This is a genomic window from Parabacteroides acidifaciens, from assembly GCF_003363715.1.
GTDB lineage: Bacteria > Bacteroidota > Bacteroidia > Bacteroidales > Tannerellaceae > Parabacteroides > Parabacteroides acidifaciens.
This window is the reverse complement of the sequence record NZ_QREV01000002.1, coordinates 62,613-80,178: the sequence shown is the minus strand read 5'-3', so window position 1 is coordinate 80,178 and position 17,566 is coordinate 62,613. Positions and strand designations below refer to the sequence as shown.

The following is a 17,566-nucleotide window of genomic DNA, read 5'->3' as shown; positions in this document are numbered from 1 at the left end:
TTATTACTAATAATTTTTGCGGTGCAAAGGTAGATACTTTTTTTTATTCTGCAAACAAATGCCGGTCTTTTTAATCACATCAGCCAAATCCACAGCTTACAACAACCAATAGAAGAGACAGTCAGCGTCAAACCAACCCATGTCTCATAAAGAATCAACCGTAACCGTTGAGCGATCGGAACTTCGACACACCCGCCTGTTGCATGGAAAAACGATCCGTGTGGCAGATGATCCAAAACCGTCGCACTTGCATTAACCATCGCAGCTCCCCAAACGCCGGACAAGCCGGAGTTCAGTATCGCAGTTGAAAAAGAGGAAGAAGCGATTGTTGCTCCCGCTGTTGTAGAAGCAGTAGCGGCAGACATCAAAACGCCAGCGACTGGGGCAATCATAAAATCGCTGATATGCCAACTACCCAGCAACGCGAGCAAGTCCGAGTTCAGATCTGAAGCTTTGATAATTCCGGCTATCGTCCCGGTGCCTACCAATAAAATCGCAACCGAGGACATTTTTCCAAGACCATATTCCAAACTGTCCCCTAATACGCTCCAGCGCTTCATCGCGACCATCCCCGCAAAACCGCCCAACGGCAAAGCGATTAACGGATCTATTGTTATATCAACCAACGGACGCAAAGCCAACAAAAGAACTGTCACAACAGGAGCTGTCATACTTGCCCAAAACGGCGGGAGGTCTTCATTCGATTCGTTCGAGCCTGAGTCTTCCACTTCTATTTTGGATGAATATTTGTCGGGGAACAGCCGTACAATCACCCAAACTGTTATAACAAAACCTATCAATGCCGGCACAACATTGGCAGCCATGACAGAAGACAGCGGTACGTTAAAATTCTCAGCTGCAATAAGCGTATTAGGATTTGGAGAAATAATATTTCCACATTTAGCACCGCCAATCATTGCCAACAGCAATTTCAGACGTGAGATTGAATGACGGTTTGCAATCGTCAGGGCCACAGGAGCAACCGTAATGACAGCCACATCCACAAACACCCCGATAGCCGTTAACAACATTGTCGAGAAAGCCAGAGAGAAGAAAACATGTTTCACTCCCAAACGCCTGACAATTGTTTGAGAAATTGATGCCGCAGCCCCAGTCCGGATCAGTATTCCCGACAAAACTCCCGCGGTCAATATACGTATGATTGCCGGGACAAGAGCCTGAATACCGGAAACCATGGATGTAACGGTTGTGGTCAATCCCAGACCACCAATTAAACCTCCGACCAGGGCGCCTATTATCATACTGTAAACGGGCGACGCCTTTCGTATGATCAATACGATACAAAGTAATAGCCCTATAAGAGCTCCACACGTACTCATAAATGATATTTTGTCTCCACTTCTTTCCAAAAAAGCTGGCATGCTTCTCCATATTTGGGAAGATCCTGCTGCAAAACGTAAAGCATGACAATGACTCCGTCCTTAAAATAAAATCTGGAATCCGTACCATAAGCACCAGCGTGCCCGATCCAATTATCCGAAACGGCCCACCCCAACCCACGTTGTTCTTTCACATTCTTACCCGTCTGGTCTTTTCCCAGTTCTGCAACAGTATTTTCCGTCAGCAATCTTTTCCCGTTAAAAAGGCCCTTATTTGCAATCATCTGGTAAAATTTCACTAAATCGACCGGCGTCGAGAATAATCCTCCGGCAGCTTCTGCAAAACGTTTGCTTTTATCGTCCAACGGATATTGCAATTGGTCGATAATCGTCTCTTCCAATTTCCCGTCTTTACCTTGTTTATAAGGAATAACTAACTTTTCCAACTGTTTTCCTGTCGGCCAAAAGGTTGTATTAGTCATGCCTAAAGGCTCAAATATCCTCTTTTGCAAGAAATCGGCATACGGCATTCCGGAAATCCGTTCAACAATAGTGGCGGCAATATTTATACTCTGATTGGAATATGAAAACTTCTCTCCCGGTTCAGCTATAAGAGGCGTCATCGCCGTTACATAGAGGCTGAGACTAAAAGGCAGCACGTCTATTTTCCCCGTCCGCTCCTGTACTCCGGCAACCCAGGACATACCGCTGGTATGCGTAAGAAGCTGTCTTAAAGTTATAGGCTGTGTAACTCGTTCGGTTACTTGCCAATTCTCCCGGCTCACACGACTGACCTTCATATCTTTCAACTCAGGAAGATAAGTCGTAATTGGTTCATCCAGATTTAATTTCCCCTCATCTACAAGCATCATGACCGCCGCTCCGGCAATTGGTTTGCTCTGAGAGGCAATCCAAAACAGAGAATTAGGCTCCATCTTCTTGTTTTTCGCAATATCCTGATAACCGAGACATTCCATGCTAAGAACTTTGTCCGCCTTAGCCACAACAGTAACAAAACCAGGCAACTCGCCCGAATCAACATAAGGTTGCAATACTTTACTGACACTCTGGGAAACAACCGACACAGGAGTCAGAACCATCATTGATAGTAAAAGAAATAAAGAATTAACACTTTTCATTTTTAGCCATTTTAATCAGTTTAAAGCTTATTATTAAATTCACACATTCGATTTCAGTTACAAATCACCCACTATATAAATCTACACTTTGTTTTACAAAAGATCGCTATACAGACTTTGTATTCAATCGGTTAAAGATATAAATATTATTCAAACAAATAGAATTATTCATCCAACAATGAACAATTTTAATTTAAATAACAAGTATAAAAAGACTTCTGCTGTAAAAGATATTCTATTTATGTTCCGAGAATCAATTCCTCCATATAAATTCTATTTCTCTCAAATCGTATCTCTATCACGAATAAGTTTGAAAGAAACTGAATATATGCTCTTTTAGAAATATATTACTTTATCAATTTGATTGTATTTAATAGATTCTTTCTACCATAGAGCATTGGGATTGGCTAAATAAACTCAAAGTAAACTAACTCACTACTATTGTCACTATAATAATGTATAATGATTTGCGATGAAGAGAAAAACAACTAATAGTACTATATCTATGAAATACTCCATAGACATAGTACATTCTTCAATTAAAATACAGGCTTTAAACCTTCCCATTTAACACTCCACTTGCCATTATTAGGAAATCCAGGATTCACAATTTCACATCCATCCCATCCTGCGCACATCATAGCTACGACTGATAATAATCCTCCATTACCAGGTAAATACAGGGGAAGCTCTGACGTCTGATAATTATGCCCATTTGGTAAATATGTATTTTTGGGTACATCCATAAGTAGTGCATCTATAGCCAATTCTGGTTCATTTAAACGCACAGCCGTCATCGCAATCAAGGGATAATCCCATCCCCATGTGTCTTTCCAATCCCAATTGTTCATTACATGAATCAATGTATTACGCATTACCTCTTTATTCAAAAACGGGCTTTCAGGCAAGAAACCATAAGCTGCCAATTGTGTAGGATGCCCTCCATCCCTCTCTAGCACAGACTCTGCTTCTACATAAATATTATTCACAATAGGCCAAGGAGACATTTGTTCGGCCATTCGATCCCAATTGGCATTCCGTTTTAAACCCAACCGTTCCCTCCAATCATTTGCTTTCTTTAATCCCCAACTCCAATAAGCCAGTTCAAAAGCTGGATTCATATTGCTTTTATAAGTAAAATGATTCCCTTCACGAGCCGAAATAATTGGAGGACCTAACACATAACATTTTTTCACCGTATCCCAATTGGCATAATCAAACATAAAATCAGCTGTTGCTTCTATCAGATTACGATATTTATTCACAAACTCCAAACTCTGATTTTCTCGGTATAACAGTTCACAATAAAAAATCAAATGAGGTTGTTGCCAAACCAATAAGGGACCAACCTTTGATGGAGACTCTACACCATTCGGTCCTATCATTTTAGGCCAACGAACTCCCTTATAGCCTTGCTGAGTCGTATATGATTTTGCTACATTAAATATATCTTCATACCAATCCAATGTATTCGCTAAGTAAGTCGATCTATTCCACAATGTAAAATGCACAGAATGCCACCAATGCATCTCCAAATGAAATTTTCCATACCAACTATTACATGTCAATCCAGTCTCCTGAGGTGGATATTTTTGACGAGATTGAATGGCTGTCAAATATTGAGATAAAACAATTCGACGTTCCAGCTCTTTCCATCGAGGGTCTTTACTTCCCGACAAATCGACGGCTCCGCCGTCCATCCAAAAATTAAACCAAGCAGTTCTATTCACATTCAATGTCGCAGCAAAATCATCCATAGAATCAACACCCGGATCCTCTTGCTGGAAATCAACTAATAAAGTAAACTCATCTTCATCCAAAGTTTCTATAAAAAAATCATGCTTGGAAACCTCCTTTAATGTAGCCTTTACGGAAGTTTGTATGTGGCAATAATAAACAAGATCATCAACTTGGTGCTTAATCACCCAAGATTGTTCGCCGCCTCTCACCATCTCCGACAGATGAAGATCATCTTTTTCTAAGATAGCCGGATCTTTACTATGTACCGCACTTGGAAAAGGGAAACGAACCCGTATCCCTAATTTATTCGAAGAAAATAAATTGGATTTCAGTTTATAAGCCAATCTGTCTATATAAGGATGGCAAAGTGTCGTTACTTCAACTGATTCACCAGAGATTTTGAATCGGCTATCCAATGAGCCCTCCCACAAATTCAACGTCTGAACAGTTTCTTCTAAGTCATCAAGAGATATACTCCCTCCTATCTTTTCCAATCCGATCAAAGCTAACCCCGTTTGATGGGGGTTAGCACGCAGGAATTCATATCCAGAAGTATTTTTTGTCGGATAAGGAACACGTTTACCAGATGCTTGCAAAAAATCAAATGTATCAAACAACTTATAATTATTTACATTAGGGAAACTATGCCATCCCCATTCCGACATAATCGACAAAGGAATTCCTTGTTGATAAAACTCCGGAAAAGTCTGCATTCCAGTAAGATCAACCGTACTACAAAAATGACCATTCCCCACAGATAAAGGAGATAAAGCCTCAGGTTTTGTCAATACAACATTATGTCGCAAAACAAGACTCATCCTATCTATTTTATTATTTCCTAACAGACTACAAATACAAGAAATAACAAAAGTGAATATTATTGCTATTTTTTTCATTATCAGCCCTTTTAATTGGTATAACCTGGATTTTGTTCTAATACCGCATAAACGTTCGATTCTATCTCTGAAAATGGTATTGGCCATAAATTGTGATAATCTTTTATTGTTTTACCAGATAATGGATTATATTTTTTATTGCGATCTGCCAATTTTCCCATTCTACATAATGTACACATACGCAATTCTTCAAATGACAATTCTCTCAACCGCTCATCCAATAAATAATCAATATCGATTTCAGACGATTTTACTAATTTAGCATGTGCCCGAGCACGTACTACATTTATATCAGAAGTCGCATTCTCTACATCAGACTTTGCAAGATAAGCTTCAGCTCTCAACAAATAAGTTTCAGCTAAGCGAAACACATAAGTTTCTCTATAAGAAGAAGTCGTATTACTCATAACAATATGTTCTCCATATTTGGTAAGTTTAGGATTTCCATTGCTATCCTTTTCCCACAATTCTTCCGGAACATCTCCTGTCACTTTCATAAAGAAAGGATACCACATTCGAATCGTATCAGTCTGAGAAACAAAACCATCCGCAACAAACCATTTTCCAAATGCAGGAGAATTCTCATTATCAATCCTCATGTCCCGAACAATATTATATGAAGAATTTCTTAAATCAGTATCATCCGTCCACACCCCATGAGTCATATGATAAGTCGGCTGAGCCCAACCAATCCCTCTACCTCCTTTTTCTGCAGTTAAATGAAAAGCAGGTGTTGTTACCTTCTTGCCTGTTTCATCTTCCACTGTGATATTTATAGCATTATAGTAAGGCAAAATCATTCGAGGTCTTTCGTCGCCTGCTGTAGATGCAAAATTCAAATAATCCCATTGAAGTGCCCATAAAGTTTCCTTATTTCCAGAAGTACTTCTATTTTGATTACCAGTCTTGTGCAGATCAGAGCAAACATCCCCAGGTTCACCAATTTTAGTACCAAAACGTTCTGTCATCAGCGCCATAGCTGGGTAATTAATCACAGAAGAAAGGACAGATATCGCTTCTTCATATTCTTCCAAAGAAATAAGAATTTCTCCCAATAAGTGTTGGGCTGCTTGCTTTGAAATTTTACCATCTTTTACGTTGTCTATATCAGCTAATAAAGAGACAGATTCAATTAAATCTGTTTTTGCTTGTTGATACACTTCAATCCGAGTAGCCCTAACAAAATCTCTTCGAGGACTTGTGATCTCTTCCAATAGAAGAGGTACTCCACCATACAAATTTGCTAAAATTCGATATCCAAAAGCTCTAAAAAATAAAGCTTCCCCCCTTATAGCCGTTGTTTCGTTATCCGATAATCCGGAACTCTTTAAACGAGACAAAATCAAATTCGATTGGTTAACTATCGCATAAGTATACCTCCAAAAATTTAAGACTCCCGGTTCCGTTGGAATCATTGTTGCTTCATAATTATTTAATCTGGAGTTTGCATAATAATCAGCTGCTCCAAAACATAAATCTGTCCCATACCAAAACATATATCTTTCATGAGCTGTTTGCTCATGAAATAACCAACGAGTTTTATTATATAGAGTATTAACTGCACCTTGAAAATCTTGTAATGTCACTAATGAATTTTCAGGTGTATAAATAGAAAGAGGTTTTTCTTTAAGAAAATGACTTTCATTACATGATGAAGCAATCATCATAAACAGTATAAAACCAAATAAATATTTCATATCAAAATCATTTAAAAATCAAAATTAACGCCAATTGAGTAAGTTCTTAACAACGGGTATCCACCTTGAACACCTACACCTGTTTCTGGATCCATTCCATCCCATTTAGTAATGGTAAACAGATTCTTTCCACTAAGATAAATCTTAAAATTATTTATACCTACTTTATTCAAGACTTTCTTTGGTATTCTATAAGAGAAAGTTAAGTCTTGTAATCGAACAAAACTCCGCTGTGTATAAGGATGGAAAGCATAACCCACAGAGGGCGAAAAATATCCCAATTGCCTATATTTTGCATCAGGATTCTCAGGTGTCCAATAATCAAATTTAAACATGTTATTTTGATATGCACCGTCTGGTTCGAGTATCGCGGAACCTGAATTTGCCCAATAATAGTTTTTACCTCCTTGAATAGAATTAAGTAAAAATTTCAATTCAAAATCTTTATATCTAAACGTATTCTGAATACTGAAACGATAAGAAGGATCCGAATAACCTAATATTTTACGGTCATTAGCAGCGGTAATATTACCATCTTTATCTATATCTTCTATTTTATATGTACCATACATAAATCCGTTAGGTATAATACCAGCATTATAATCTTCAATTTGCCACATTCCAATAGCGTTGAAGTCATAACAAACCCCATAAGGCTTATCTATAAAGATTTTGCTTGAGATCAGATCATCTTCTTTTCCATCTCCATCTGCATCGATTCCTAAAATACTTTTCACTTTGTTTCGATTTAATGAAAAGTTAAACGTAACATCCCAGCTAAAATATTCATTACTAACCGGAACTCCTGTTATTTTTAACTCTGTACCCCAATTGGATAATTCTCCTATATTAGTTGCAATAGAATTAATGTTATTGTTCATATAGGGAATATTTACATCATATAGTAAATCTTTCGTCTTTGACTTATAGAATTCCAGAAATCCGAATATTCTATTATCAAAAAATGAGAAATCGCTTCCTATGTTAAAGGTCTTTGTCGTTTCCCATTTTAAATCACTATTTGCCATTGTATTTAAAAAAGAACCTTTCTCAGCAGGGGCTCCATCTCCATACAAATAAGAGTCAACAAATTTCATTGTTGCCATCGTTTGGTAACGTGAAAGCGTCCGGTTCCCATTTACTCCATAAGAAAAACGCAATTTTAAATCATCAATCCAATCATTCTTATCTTTAAGAAACTCTTCTTCGCTAAGACGCCAAGCTACTGCAGCAGAGGGAAAAACCGCAAATTTATTTGAAGAACTAAATCCAGAAAATCCATCTCTTCTGACTGTCCCTGTAAAAGTATAACGGTCTTTATATGTATATCCTAGACGAAACATCGTATATAAACTCGTCTCTTGCCATGCTGAAGATGCTATTTTTTGCAATGCAGCATCAGCTGCACCCAAGTTATTGAAACCTAAAACATCATTACTAAAATTACTTCCAGAGGCAGACGTTGATTCATACACACGTTTTTCAGCACCATATACAAATGTCGCGTTTACATCATGCTCATCAAAACTACGTTTATACGTAACAATATTATCGATCGTCCAGCTATATTGACTATCGTTTACCTTCGATCCGCTTCCTGTTAAATCACTCCCCCAGGGATTAAATTGAAAATCCTTATTGTTTATCAAATTTTGCGAAAAATTCAATCGATAGTTCAATCCTTTCACAAACGGAATATCAACATCTACATAAAAATTCCCCCACAAATTATACCTCTTATCAATGTTATCTTGCTGAAGGTCTAATAAAGGATTTAGTTGTGTCTTATATACATAAACTATGTTTTCCCCATTCTCATCCGTAACAGGGCTCAAAGGAGGCAACTGTCTTATTTTGTCGTAAGACAAATTTGTCCCTGAATAATCACTAAATGTGAAGAACGTCTGAGCTCCAATCTTCAACCAATCCGTCACTTTCGTATCTAAATTCATACGAATATTATATCGCTGATACTCATCTCCTTTCATCAGATTTTTCTGGTCTGTATATCCGATTGAAAAAAAATAGCTACTTAATTCGTTCTTCCCTCTTATACTTAAGTTCTGAGTGTTGATATACGGGAGATTGTTTGTACCCAAGTCCCACCAATCCGTATTCCTTCCATTCAGAAAACCTTCTGTTTCCTGATTATCTTGAAAATATTTAGTCACATCCCAATCCGGATTCGGAGTAAGCAAATCTTCTCCTACTCTACTCTCTGAAATTTTAACATCTGCAATTTGTTGCAAATAACCTTCCCGATCATTTAAATTTATTTTATTTGCTGACTGTTGAATAGAAAATGAACCACTATACTCAATAACCGGTTTACTCATTGCCTTTACAGTTTTTGAAGTAATAAGCATCACTCCATTACTAGCTTGAGAACCATAAATTGCCGCAGAACTTGCATCTTTTAGAATATCTATAGATTCGATATCATTCATATTTAAATCCACTAAATTTCCTCTATAAATAATTCCATCTAATACTATCAAAGGAGAGTTCGCACCTGAAATAGATGTACGTCCACGAATCGTCATTTCAGGATCTGTACCTGCTTGCGTCACAGCTCCTACGTTCATTCCAGGGACTGTTCCTTGCAAAGCAGATGCAAAACTCACGTTCGGAGATTCTTTCAATGCATCCAAATCTGCACGAACAACAGAACCCGAAATATCCTTTTTTAACGCCGTGCCATATCCGACAACGACAACTTCATCCAAAGCCTCGATATCTTCTTTTAGCACAACATTATATAAAAGGCGATTATCTACTTTTACTTCTTGTGATTTATAACCTATATAAGAAAATACCAATGTTGCGTTAGACGCAACATTAAGGGAGAAACTCCCTTCTAAATCAGATATAACTCCATTAGTCGTCCCCTTTTCTATAACATTCACTCCTATAATAGGTTCACCTTTTTGATCCACAACTTTTCCTGATATATTCTTATCTTGCTGTTGAGTAACCAACATGTTTTCTTCTTTCCGAGTAAGAATAATATTCACTCCCTCTATTGTAAAAGCCAGGCCCGTATTTTTTAATACTTCATTTAAGACATCCTGGACTAACTTATCTGATGCAGATACAGATACTTTTTGTTTCAAATTGACATCCCGATTCGAGACAAACAAATAATCTGTCTGATTTTCTATCTCATTAAGGATATCTTCTAATTGAACTTGATTTTTATTCAAACTAACTTTCGCATTCTGAGAATTTGCCTGACCAGCAAAAGCGAAACATGAACATAATAGTAAAGACCAAGTAGTCAATTTCATAACTCTGCGTATTTGATTCCTCCCTGAATCTTTTTTTCGAAAAGTCTCAGGTAAAAAATAATTTTTCATACCTTTGTAATTGATTTTAAATTAATAAGTATATTAAATAATGTACTGGAGAGCCGGTGGTTGTTGGCGCAACTGCCGGCTCTTTTTTACGTGTTTCTCATGTGTCCTTTCCCATAGGCATTCCCGTTTTTATCAGTTAATATATATGATGTTTCTCTCTTCATCCCGCTTATATTTGAAAGGGAAGTCTTTTTGCAAAACGCGCAAGGCATGATCAACTCCATCAGATATCCGAAGCTTCCCTCGATATCCCAAATCTTTCACAGCTTTATTGTTAACTACGATCTGCACATCATAGAACTTTTCAAACAGTTCCATAATTGCATTAAAAGATTTATCTTCTATATAGATCAAACCGTCTTTCCAGCGGTAACTATTCACATCGGTTGTTGCCGACACCAGTAAAGAATCCCCGAGAAGCTTGGCTGTTTGTCCCGGAGATAAAAAGACGGCTTTCGGACATCGAGAATTATATAATTTGACTTTACCTTCATAAAGACTCGTTCTAAATTGCGACTTGCCTCTATATGCCTCTACATTAAATATAGTTCCCAGCACTTCCACATCATACTTATCCGTTTTTACAATAAACGGTTTCTTATCTTTCGCCACCTCAAAATAGGCTTCTCCATCCAATGTGATTTCCCGGTTCTTTTTGGCAAAAGCCATCGGATAGCGGATCGAGGTATTGGCGTTCAACCAGACGTTCGTCCCGTCCGGCAATAAAATATTGGTTCGGTTTCCGGCCGGGACGCTGACACATTGATAAGATTCAGACAACCGGCCTATTCTATAATTATCATACAAATAAAAACTTCCCAGCAGAAACAGAACGGATGCCGCTATTTTCAGACTCCAGCTTAACCAAGGCTGTATGCGTAAATATCTTCCGACATTAGTATTAGGCTTATCCACAAGAATAGAAGCATCGAAGCGAATCCGCTCCCGGATAAACCGTTTCCGGTTAGCCTCATCATGCTCGATCCACTGGTGAATAGTCTCTTTCTCTTCCTCGGAAGCCTGTCCAAGAAAATAACGGATAAATATATGCTGATCTATATTCATTGCTCTCTTTTTAGTGTTTCTAAAAGTAGAGCAACTCAAAGGGAGAAAATCCTAACCGTAATAGTACTTTTTTTGCAAAAATTTAGTTCAGAAATAAAAAGATAAGCGGAATGTAGTCTTTCAACCTTTGCAAAAGATGGTTGTTCGCCTTATTTATGTGATAATCTATTTTTTGCAAGGAGACGCCCAATATGCCGGCAATCTCTTTTCGGGACTTATTTTCCAGACGGTTGAGCACAAATATATTCCGGGTCTGATCAGACAATTCGTCTAAAGCGCCCATCACTATTTTCATGATATCTTTGGAAAAGATCGTACCATAAGTCTCATCTTCCAAGGTCTGGATACGGGTTACGATTTCCCAGTCATACAACTTTGTGTGGTTCTTACTATACTCGATCTCAACCTGAAGATGTTTCAGATAGTTCAGGCATTTATTCTTTACGGACTGCAAAATATATCCCAACACATCGGTATCGACCGGCAGCCGGTGCTTATTTTCCCAATAATACAACAGTGCATCGTGGGTCATATCCTCCGCTGTCGGCAAATCATTGACATAATAAAAAGCGTATCTTACAAAACGCTGATAGTACGTATTGTAAAAAACGCCAAAATTCATCTCCGAATTTATATCAAAGGGATTTATTATGTTTCTCCGATTCTCCAAGTAAGTATGTTCTAACTCCACAAAAATAGCTTTTACCTGTGGAATTATCCAAATCCCACGACACTATTTTTCACCTGCCCCTGTAAAATCTTATGTATTCCTGTACATCAGCCTTCCAACACATAAACCTCGCCCCACAACATATCTTCCGCCTCCTGCTTCATTACTTCCGGGATGGGAGTCACAGCGCCTTCGTCTATCTTGCGGATAAAATCAGGATATTCTTTTTTATAAACATCAAACATATAATTGGCAAAAACAAACATCACGGTGAAGCGGAGGTTCGCCAAGCGGTCGCACATCTTGACGAACGAAGCGAATTTTGTCTCGCATATACCTTTATAATAGGCTGCATTCGCACGCTCGTCGCGGTTGCGGCCTTTCTCATTGGTCAGGGCGTAGACAATTTCCGGAACCTGGCGGTCGAGTTGCTCCTTGCTTGCGTCCGGCAAGGTTATTCCTTCCGGCTTGAAACTGCGGACAAACTTCACGACATCGTTATAGGTCATGCGGGCATCTTCTATCGTGTCGTGCAGATAGGCCGAAGCATAGAGGACAAGCACATCCGCTTCCGTTTCCGCCACCAGATGCCCGTAGCGGGAGACATACGAGGCTGTCAGTTTCAGGTGAAAACCGTAGGGAAGGAATTTCCCATAGCGCTGATTAACACGATCATGGATGGCAAAAGCCTCCTTTTCCATTGCACGTAGCCACTGCTGGTTAGCCTGCACTGTCTTAACAAAATCAAGTTGTTCCATTGTCTATCTATTTAGTTCCGACAAAATTGTCTGCAAAGATAAGCGGTTTCATCCTATTTCCTTATCTTTTTTATGCAATACTATTAGCCCTTTCCGAAGCATTCGTAACTTGTCCGCTTGGCGGCGAACGATCGTTCGCTTGGCGCCGGACGATCGTTCACCAGCAAGCGGACGATCGTTCACCGCCAAGCGGACAACTAATAATAGACGATGGAAGAGATAACGGATCGGATAGTACGGCCTAATCTATACTTATCACACGGGGAATATGACGCTGAAAGTGGAGCCTTGCCCTTGCTTGGATGAGACTTCCATGCGTCCTCCGAGTTTTGTCACCAAAGCTTTGGATATGGCCAATCCCAAGCCGACGCCGGTCGTCCATTCCGTTAACTTGACAAAGCGGTCGAAGACACGGCCCAACTGCTCTTCCGGTATGCCTTCGCCGGTATCCGTCACATAAAAGACGAGTTCCGAAGCTGTTACCCGGTAGCCAAAACGGATGGAGCCTTCCTTGGTATGTTTGATGGCGTTTGTCAACAGGTTCGTGAGCACTTGCGTCAAACGGCTACGATCGGTATGAAGTGTAAAGTTAGGGCAATCGTCCAACTGCAACATCACGTTTTCAGGCATTCGCAACAATATTGTACTGTAAATATCCTGCATCAGCACCGGCAAATCCTGATCACTCAAGACAAATGCAAGCGTGTTCGACTCTATTTTCGATATGTCCAACACATCTTCTATCAACCTCTGCAACAGATCATTGTTTTTCTGGATAATCCGGGCAAACTCCCGGCGAGTCTCTATATCTTCTTCCTCTGCAATTATTTGCGAAAAGCCGACTATTGCATTTAACGGCGTACGAATCTCATGGTTCATATTAGCCAGAAAGGTCGACTTCAGGTTATCAGCTTCCTCTGCTTTTTCTTTTGCAATTTTCAGGCGGGCTCCATAACGTTGACGGGAATGGGCCAGCAAGCCTAATGCTGCACAAATCAGGAGCAAGACGATCACTCCACCACCGTAAGCCAAAGCCTTGGCATGCGATTTCTCCGCCTCCAACTCTAACTTCTTGCTTTGCAGTTCCAGTTTATCCACTTCCCTTTGCGTCCTTAACTTTGCCAAATCTTCATAATATTGGGCATGGACAATCGAATCGCGTACAACTTTCGAATCTCTGTAAGCTTTAGCCGATTCCATTCCTTTTCCCATCTTATAATAGATATCGGCCCTGAAGTCTTCCACTGTAACCCAGTCATTATAACGTTTATTATTCAAAAGGATCTGTTCCAAACGGTCGATCACGGCAAGCGCCTTATCATAATCTCCGATCAGATTATAATATTTCATCCAAAGGAATTGCGCCATGATCTTTTCCGTATTCATATTATACTGATTCTCCAGCTCATCTAATTTTTGCAAATGGGAATAAGTAAGCAAAGCATTCTTTTGATTAATATAATACTGTGCGGAGTAAAGGTGAAAACTCTGTTTCAGAAAAGCTAACGTGTGCTCCTCGTCCAGCCGGAAAATTCCTTCCTTTTCACAGTTCTTTATACAAGTATCGAGTTTAAACAAGTATTCCTCTTTCGTCTCTTTGTTCAATAACAAGCGCAACAGATAGAATCGACGGATACGGGAAACTCCCCGCTCTTCCATGCCCTGCAGAATCTCATTACACAAGTTGATGCCTTCTGCTTTCAAACCGATACTGAAATAAAAGTTTGCCAAAGCCTGGTTAGCCATATCCACTCCTTCCGGATAATTAAAACGGGCAGCCAATTTCTTCATACTTTCGACTTCTCCGAGAACTTGTTCATGGGTTCCTTCATTTGTCAAGGTGTAAATATTCCAGCCTTTCACCCGGCACAAATCTTCTATCCGGTTGGTTGCGATATATATAGGTTCAGCTTGTTTTAAGTAAAAGCGCATACTATCCGGGTTCCTGGCATAATAATAGCGCATCAGCAATAACAGAGCATTGCCTTTGTAAAAGTCGTTATTCTGTTTCTGGGCCTCTTCCAATAGCAGGTCCGCATATATTTTATACACGTTGTTACGATTATTCTGATAAAGCAACTCGTTTAGTTTTATCAATTTGCTGCTATCCGGCAAGCCCATTAACTGCTGCCGCAAACTGTCTGCCGTATTTGCTACAAATATACTTACAACAAATAGTTGTGTAAGGATAAGACATATAAGAATTCGTGTTTTTCTCATTTAGAAGTCCGGAGTTTCAACTCCTTTATATTTTGCGACGCAATTTAATCATTAGAAATAAATGTTACAACAAATATTCGAAGATATCTGTCAGGATGATTGTATTTTTGTTGCATTTACGCGCAACAAACACCCGGATAAAGACGTTATAGTAAAGAAATCAAACAGATATGACACGGAAACTATATTTTATTATCTTATCACTGCTCTTCTTCTCAACCCTTTATGCCCAATACGTTCCAGACGTACTGGGCGACAGTTATCTCCGCCGGACGATCCAAATGCCGGACGATTATGAGGGGAAAGTGGTCTGCACGCTTGTCAAGAAGCCGCAACTGCCGGACACCAAACAGGCTATACTTTATATACATGGCTACAATGATTATTTCTTTCAGAAGCAACTGGGCGACAGCGTGAACGCACATGGCTACAATTTCTACGCCATGGACCTCCGCAAATACGGCCGCTCGATCTTGCCGGGCCAAGATCCTTTCTTCTGCAAAAGCTTGAAAGAGTATTTTGCAGATATCGATACGGCCCTGGCCATTATCAGGGAAGAGGGCAACGACAAAATATTGTTGATGGCGCACTCTACGGGAGGATTGATAACTCCTTATTACCTGAACAGCAAGAAAGGGGAACTGCCTGTAGACGGACTGATACTGAACAGTCCTTTTCTGGACTGGAACTTCGGCTGGATGATGGAAAAAGTCGTAATCCCGGTCGTTTCCTTTATCGGCAAGCTCTTTCCGAACCTGACTGTACAGGGATATGGCGACGCTTCATACGCGCACAGCCTGCTAAAACAGTTCAAAGGGGAATGGGAATACAATACGGACTGGAAGATGATAAACGGCCATCCGAAAAAAGCGGGATGGATAAATGCCATACAGGAAGCACAAAAAACTGTTCAAAAAGGGATTGACCTGGATTGTCCGGTCCTGGTGATGTCGTCAAATAAATCATTTCCGGAAACAAAGGAATGGAACAATGAATATCTCTCGTCCGATATCGTACTGGACGTACACGATATCCAGAAATATGGGCAAAAACTGGGCAATTATGTCACACGCGATACGATCCCAAACGGCATCCACGACTTGATACTGTCCGAAAAGGCATCACGGGACCATGTATATCGCACGGTGTTTGATTGGCTGAGTTTTTATCCTTACCTTTGTCCGGTAAAAAATTAATTTGGAATGAAAGCCTTACAAACAATCACTATAGCTATCACCCTTCTATATTCAGCAAACATTTTTGCACAAACGGAGGAAACGAAAGATGCGACCTCATATAAAGCCGAAGCGTTCGGCTCGGTTAGCAGTGGTTCGACTACTCCATTCTGGATGGTGAGCAACCGGTACGGAATTGTTCCTTTGGATGCCAACAACGGTTATCTGAATGCAGGCGTGTTCCATCAACAACATTTGGGAAAAGGTTTCCACTGGAGCGCAGGACTGGATCTTGTTGCTGCGGTTCCCCGCTATCACAATGTGTTCATTCAACAGATTTATGCAGAGTTAGGATACAAGAGCCTGCTCTTGAGCATCGGCAGTAAGGAGAACCGCCATTCGCTTTGGGATCACTCCCTTAGCTCCGGCGACATGGTGCTTTCCAACAACGCCCGCCCGATTCCGGAAATAAACCTGAGCATGCCTGAATTTACAGTTGTCCCACTGACGAAAGGTTGGATGCAGATAAAAGGGGATTTTGCCGTAGGCCGGTCTTTTGATACCGGATATCTGGAAGATTTTTCCAATGGGAAGCAAACTTATATAAAGAATGTGCTCTGGCATCATAAATCCCTTTACGTCCGCATTCAGGATACGAAAAACGATTTTCCTCTTTCCGGTATCGTAGGTGTGCAGCACTGGGCACAATGGGGAGGAACCTCCAGTGATCCGAAGATAGGCGTGCAGCCTCATTCCCTGAAAGACTTTATCCGGGTCGTTTGCGGTAGCGAGGGTGGCGGCGATGCCACGTTGTCTGATCAGATCAATGTCTTGGGCAACCATTACGGTTCATATGATTTCAAACTGGAATATACGATGCCTAACTGGAAACTGGCTGCTTATTACCAGCATTATTTCGAAGATAAATCAGGAATGATATTTGTGAATGGTACAGACGGATTGTGGGGCACACAACTGGATCTTCCGCACTTTCCCTGGCTGAAAAAGGTTGTAACGGAATACCTGGTCACCCGTAACCAAAGCGGGCCGTTCCATTTCATCCTGTTCGACCACGACAAATATAAAGGTCCGGGAGGCGGAGGAGACAATTACTATAACAACGGGGAGTATAAAACAGGAGTGTCCTACTTCGGGCGCGGATTGGGTTCCCCTCTTCTGACTGCTCCCGAATACAACACGAACGGGGATATCGACTTCAAGAACAACCGTATCCGTTCCTGGCACCTGGCTTTTGAAGGAGATTTATCACCGATGGTATCCTACCGCCTCAAATACACGCTTATGAATAGTTGGGGGACACCTTACGGTCCGTTCCGGAATAATAAGCGTAGCAATTCGGGACTGGTCGAAATCAAGTACCGCCATCCTCGCTTGCAAGGCTGGGAATTCACCGGAGCGATAGCCGGGGATACGGGCTCCCTATATGGAGACAATGCCGGTTTCAGCCTGAGTGTCTGCAAACGCGGCATACTTAAATCATGGAAATAAC

At 40.2% G+C, this 17,566-nt stretch carries 11 protein-coding genes; 2 read left to right on the top strand and 9 right to left on the bottom strand.

Features of this window, described 5'->3' with window-relative positions; all coding sequences use genetic code 11:
• Window positions 1-74 precede the first annotated feature (74 nt).
• The 9 genes from DWU89_RS01180 to DWU89_RS01140 form a co-directional block, all read right to left on the bottom strand.
• Window positions 75-1,340, bottom strand: a complete 1,266-nt coding sequence (locus tag DWU89_RS01180; RefSeq protein WP_115497870.1) for a GntP family permease — start codon at window positions 1,338-1,340, stop codon at window positions 75-77.
• On the bottom strand, window positions 1,337-2,479 hold the full coding sequence (locus DWU89_RS01175) for a serine hydrolase domain-containing protein (protein ID WP_115497869.1): 1,143 nt from the start codon (window positions 2,477-2,479) through the stop codon (window positions 1,337-1,339). Before DWU89_RS01175 ends, DWU89_RS01180 begins: the two co-directional genes overlap by 4 nt.
• A 539-nt stretch (window positions 2,480-3,018) precedes the next feature.
• Entirely contained in the window at window positions 3,019-5,115 is a 2,097-nt protein-coding gene (locus tag DWU89_RS01170) for a hypothetical protein (protein WP_115497868.1), read from the bottom strand.
• An 11-nt stretch (window positions 5,116-5,126) separates the two neighbouring features.
• On the bottom strand, window positions 5,127-6,812 hold the full coding sequence (locus DWU89_RS01165; RefSeq protein WP_115497867.1) for a RagB/SusD family nutrient uptake outer membrane protein: 1,686 nt from the start codon (window positions 6,810-6,812) through the stop codon (window positions 5,127-5,129).
• 11 nt (window positions 6,813-6,823) lie between these two features.
• Window positions 6,824-10,099 carry a TonB-dependent receptor gene (locus DWU89_RS01160; protein WP_115497866.1) on the bottom strand — a complete coding sequence of 1,092 codons (3,276 nt, stop codon included), beginning with the start codon at window positions 10,097-10,099 and terminating at the stop codon, window positions 6,824-6,826.
• A 201-nt stretch (window positions 10,100-10,300) separates the two neighbouring features.
• Window positions 10,301-11,233 (bottom strand): FecR family protein, encoded by a 933-nt coding sequence (locus DWU89_RS01155; protein WP_115497865.1) that lies wholly within the window; start codon window positions 11,231-11,233, stop codon window positions 10,301-10,303.
• A gap of 82 nt (window positions 11,234-11,315) precedes the next feature.
• A complete protein-coding gene (locus DWU89_RS01150) occupies window positions 11,316-11,855 on the bottom strand; it encodes an RNA polymerase sigma-70 factor (RefSeq protein ID WP_115497864.1) in 540 nt (179 codons plus the stop codon).
• 155 nt (window positions 11,856-12,010) lie between these two features.
• Window positions 12,011-12,661 carry an HD domain-containing protein gene (locus DWU89_RS01145; RefSeq protein WP_115497863.1) on the bottom strand — a complete coding sequence of 217 codons (651 nt, stop codon included), beginning with the start codon at window positions 12,659-12,661 and terminating at the stop codon, window positions 12,011-12,013.
• Window positions 12,662-12,916: 255 nt separating this feature from the next.
• Complete coding sequence (locus DWU89_RS01140; protein ID WP_115497862.1) at window positions 12,917-14,881, bottom strand: sensor histidine kinase; 1,965 nt, start codon at window positions 14,879-14,881, stop codon at window positions 12,917-12,919.
• 170 nt (window positions 14,882-15,051) lie between these two features.
• Here DWU89_RS01140 and DWU89_RS01135 point away from each other — a divergent pair, with 170 nt between their 5' ends.
• On the top strand, window positions 15,052-16,077 hold the full coding sequence (locus DWU89_RS01135) for an alpha/beta hydrolase (protein ID WP_115497861.1): 1,026 nt from the start codon (window positions 15,052-15,054) through the stop codon (window positions 16,075-16,077).
• 6 nt (window positions 16,078-16,083) lie between these two features.
• On the top strand, window positions 16,084-17,565 hold the full coding sequence (locus tag DWU89_RS01130; RefSeq protein ID WP_115497860.1) for a capsule assembly Wzi family protein: 1,482 nt from the start codon (window positions 16,084-16,086) through the stop codon (window positions 17,563-17,565).
• Window position 17,566 lies beyond the last annotated feature (1 nt).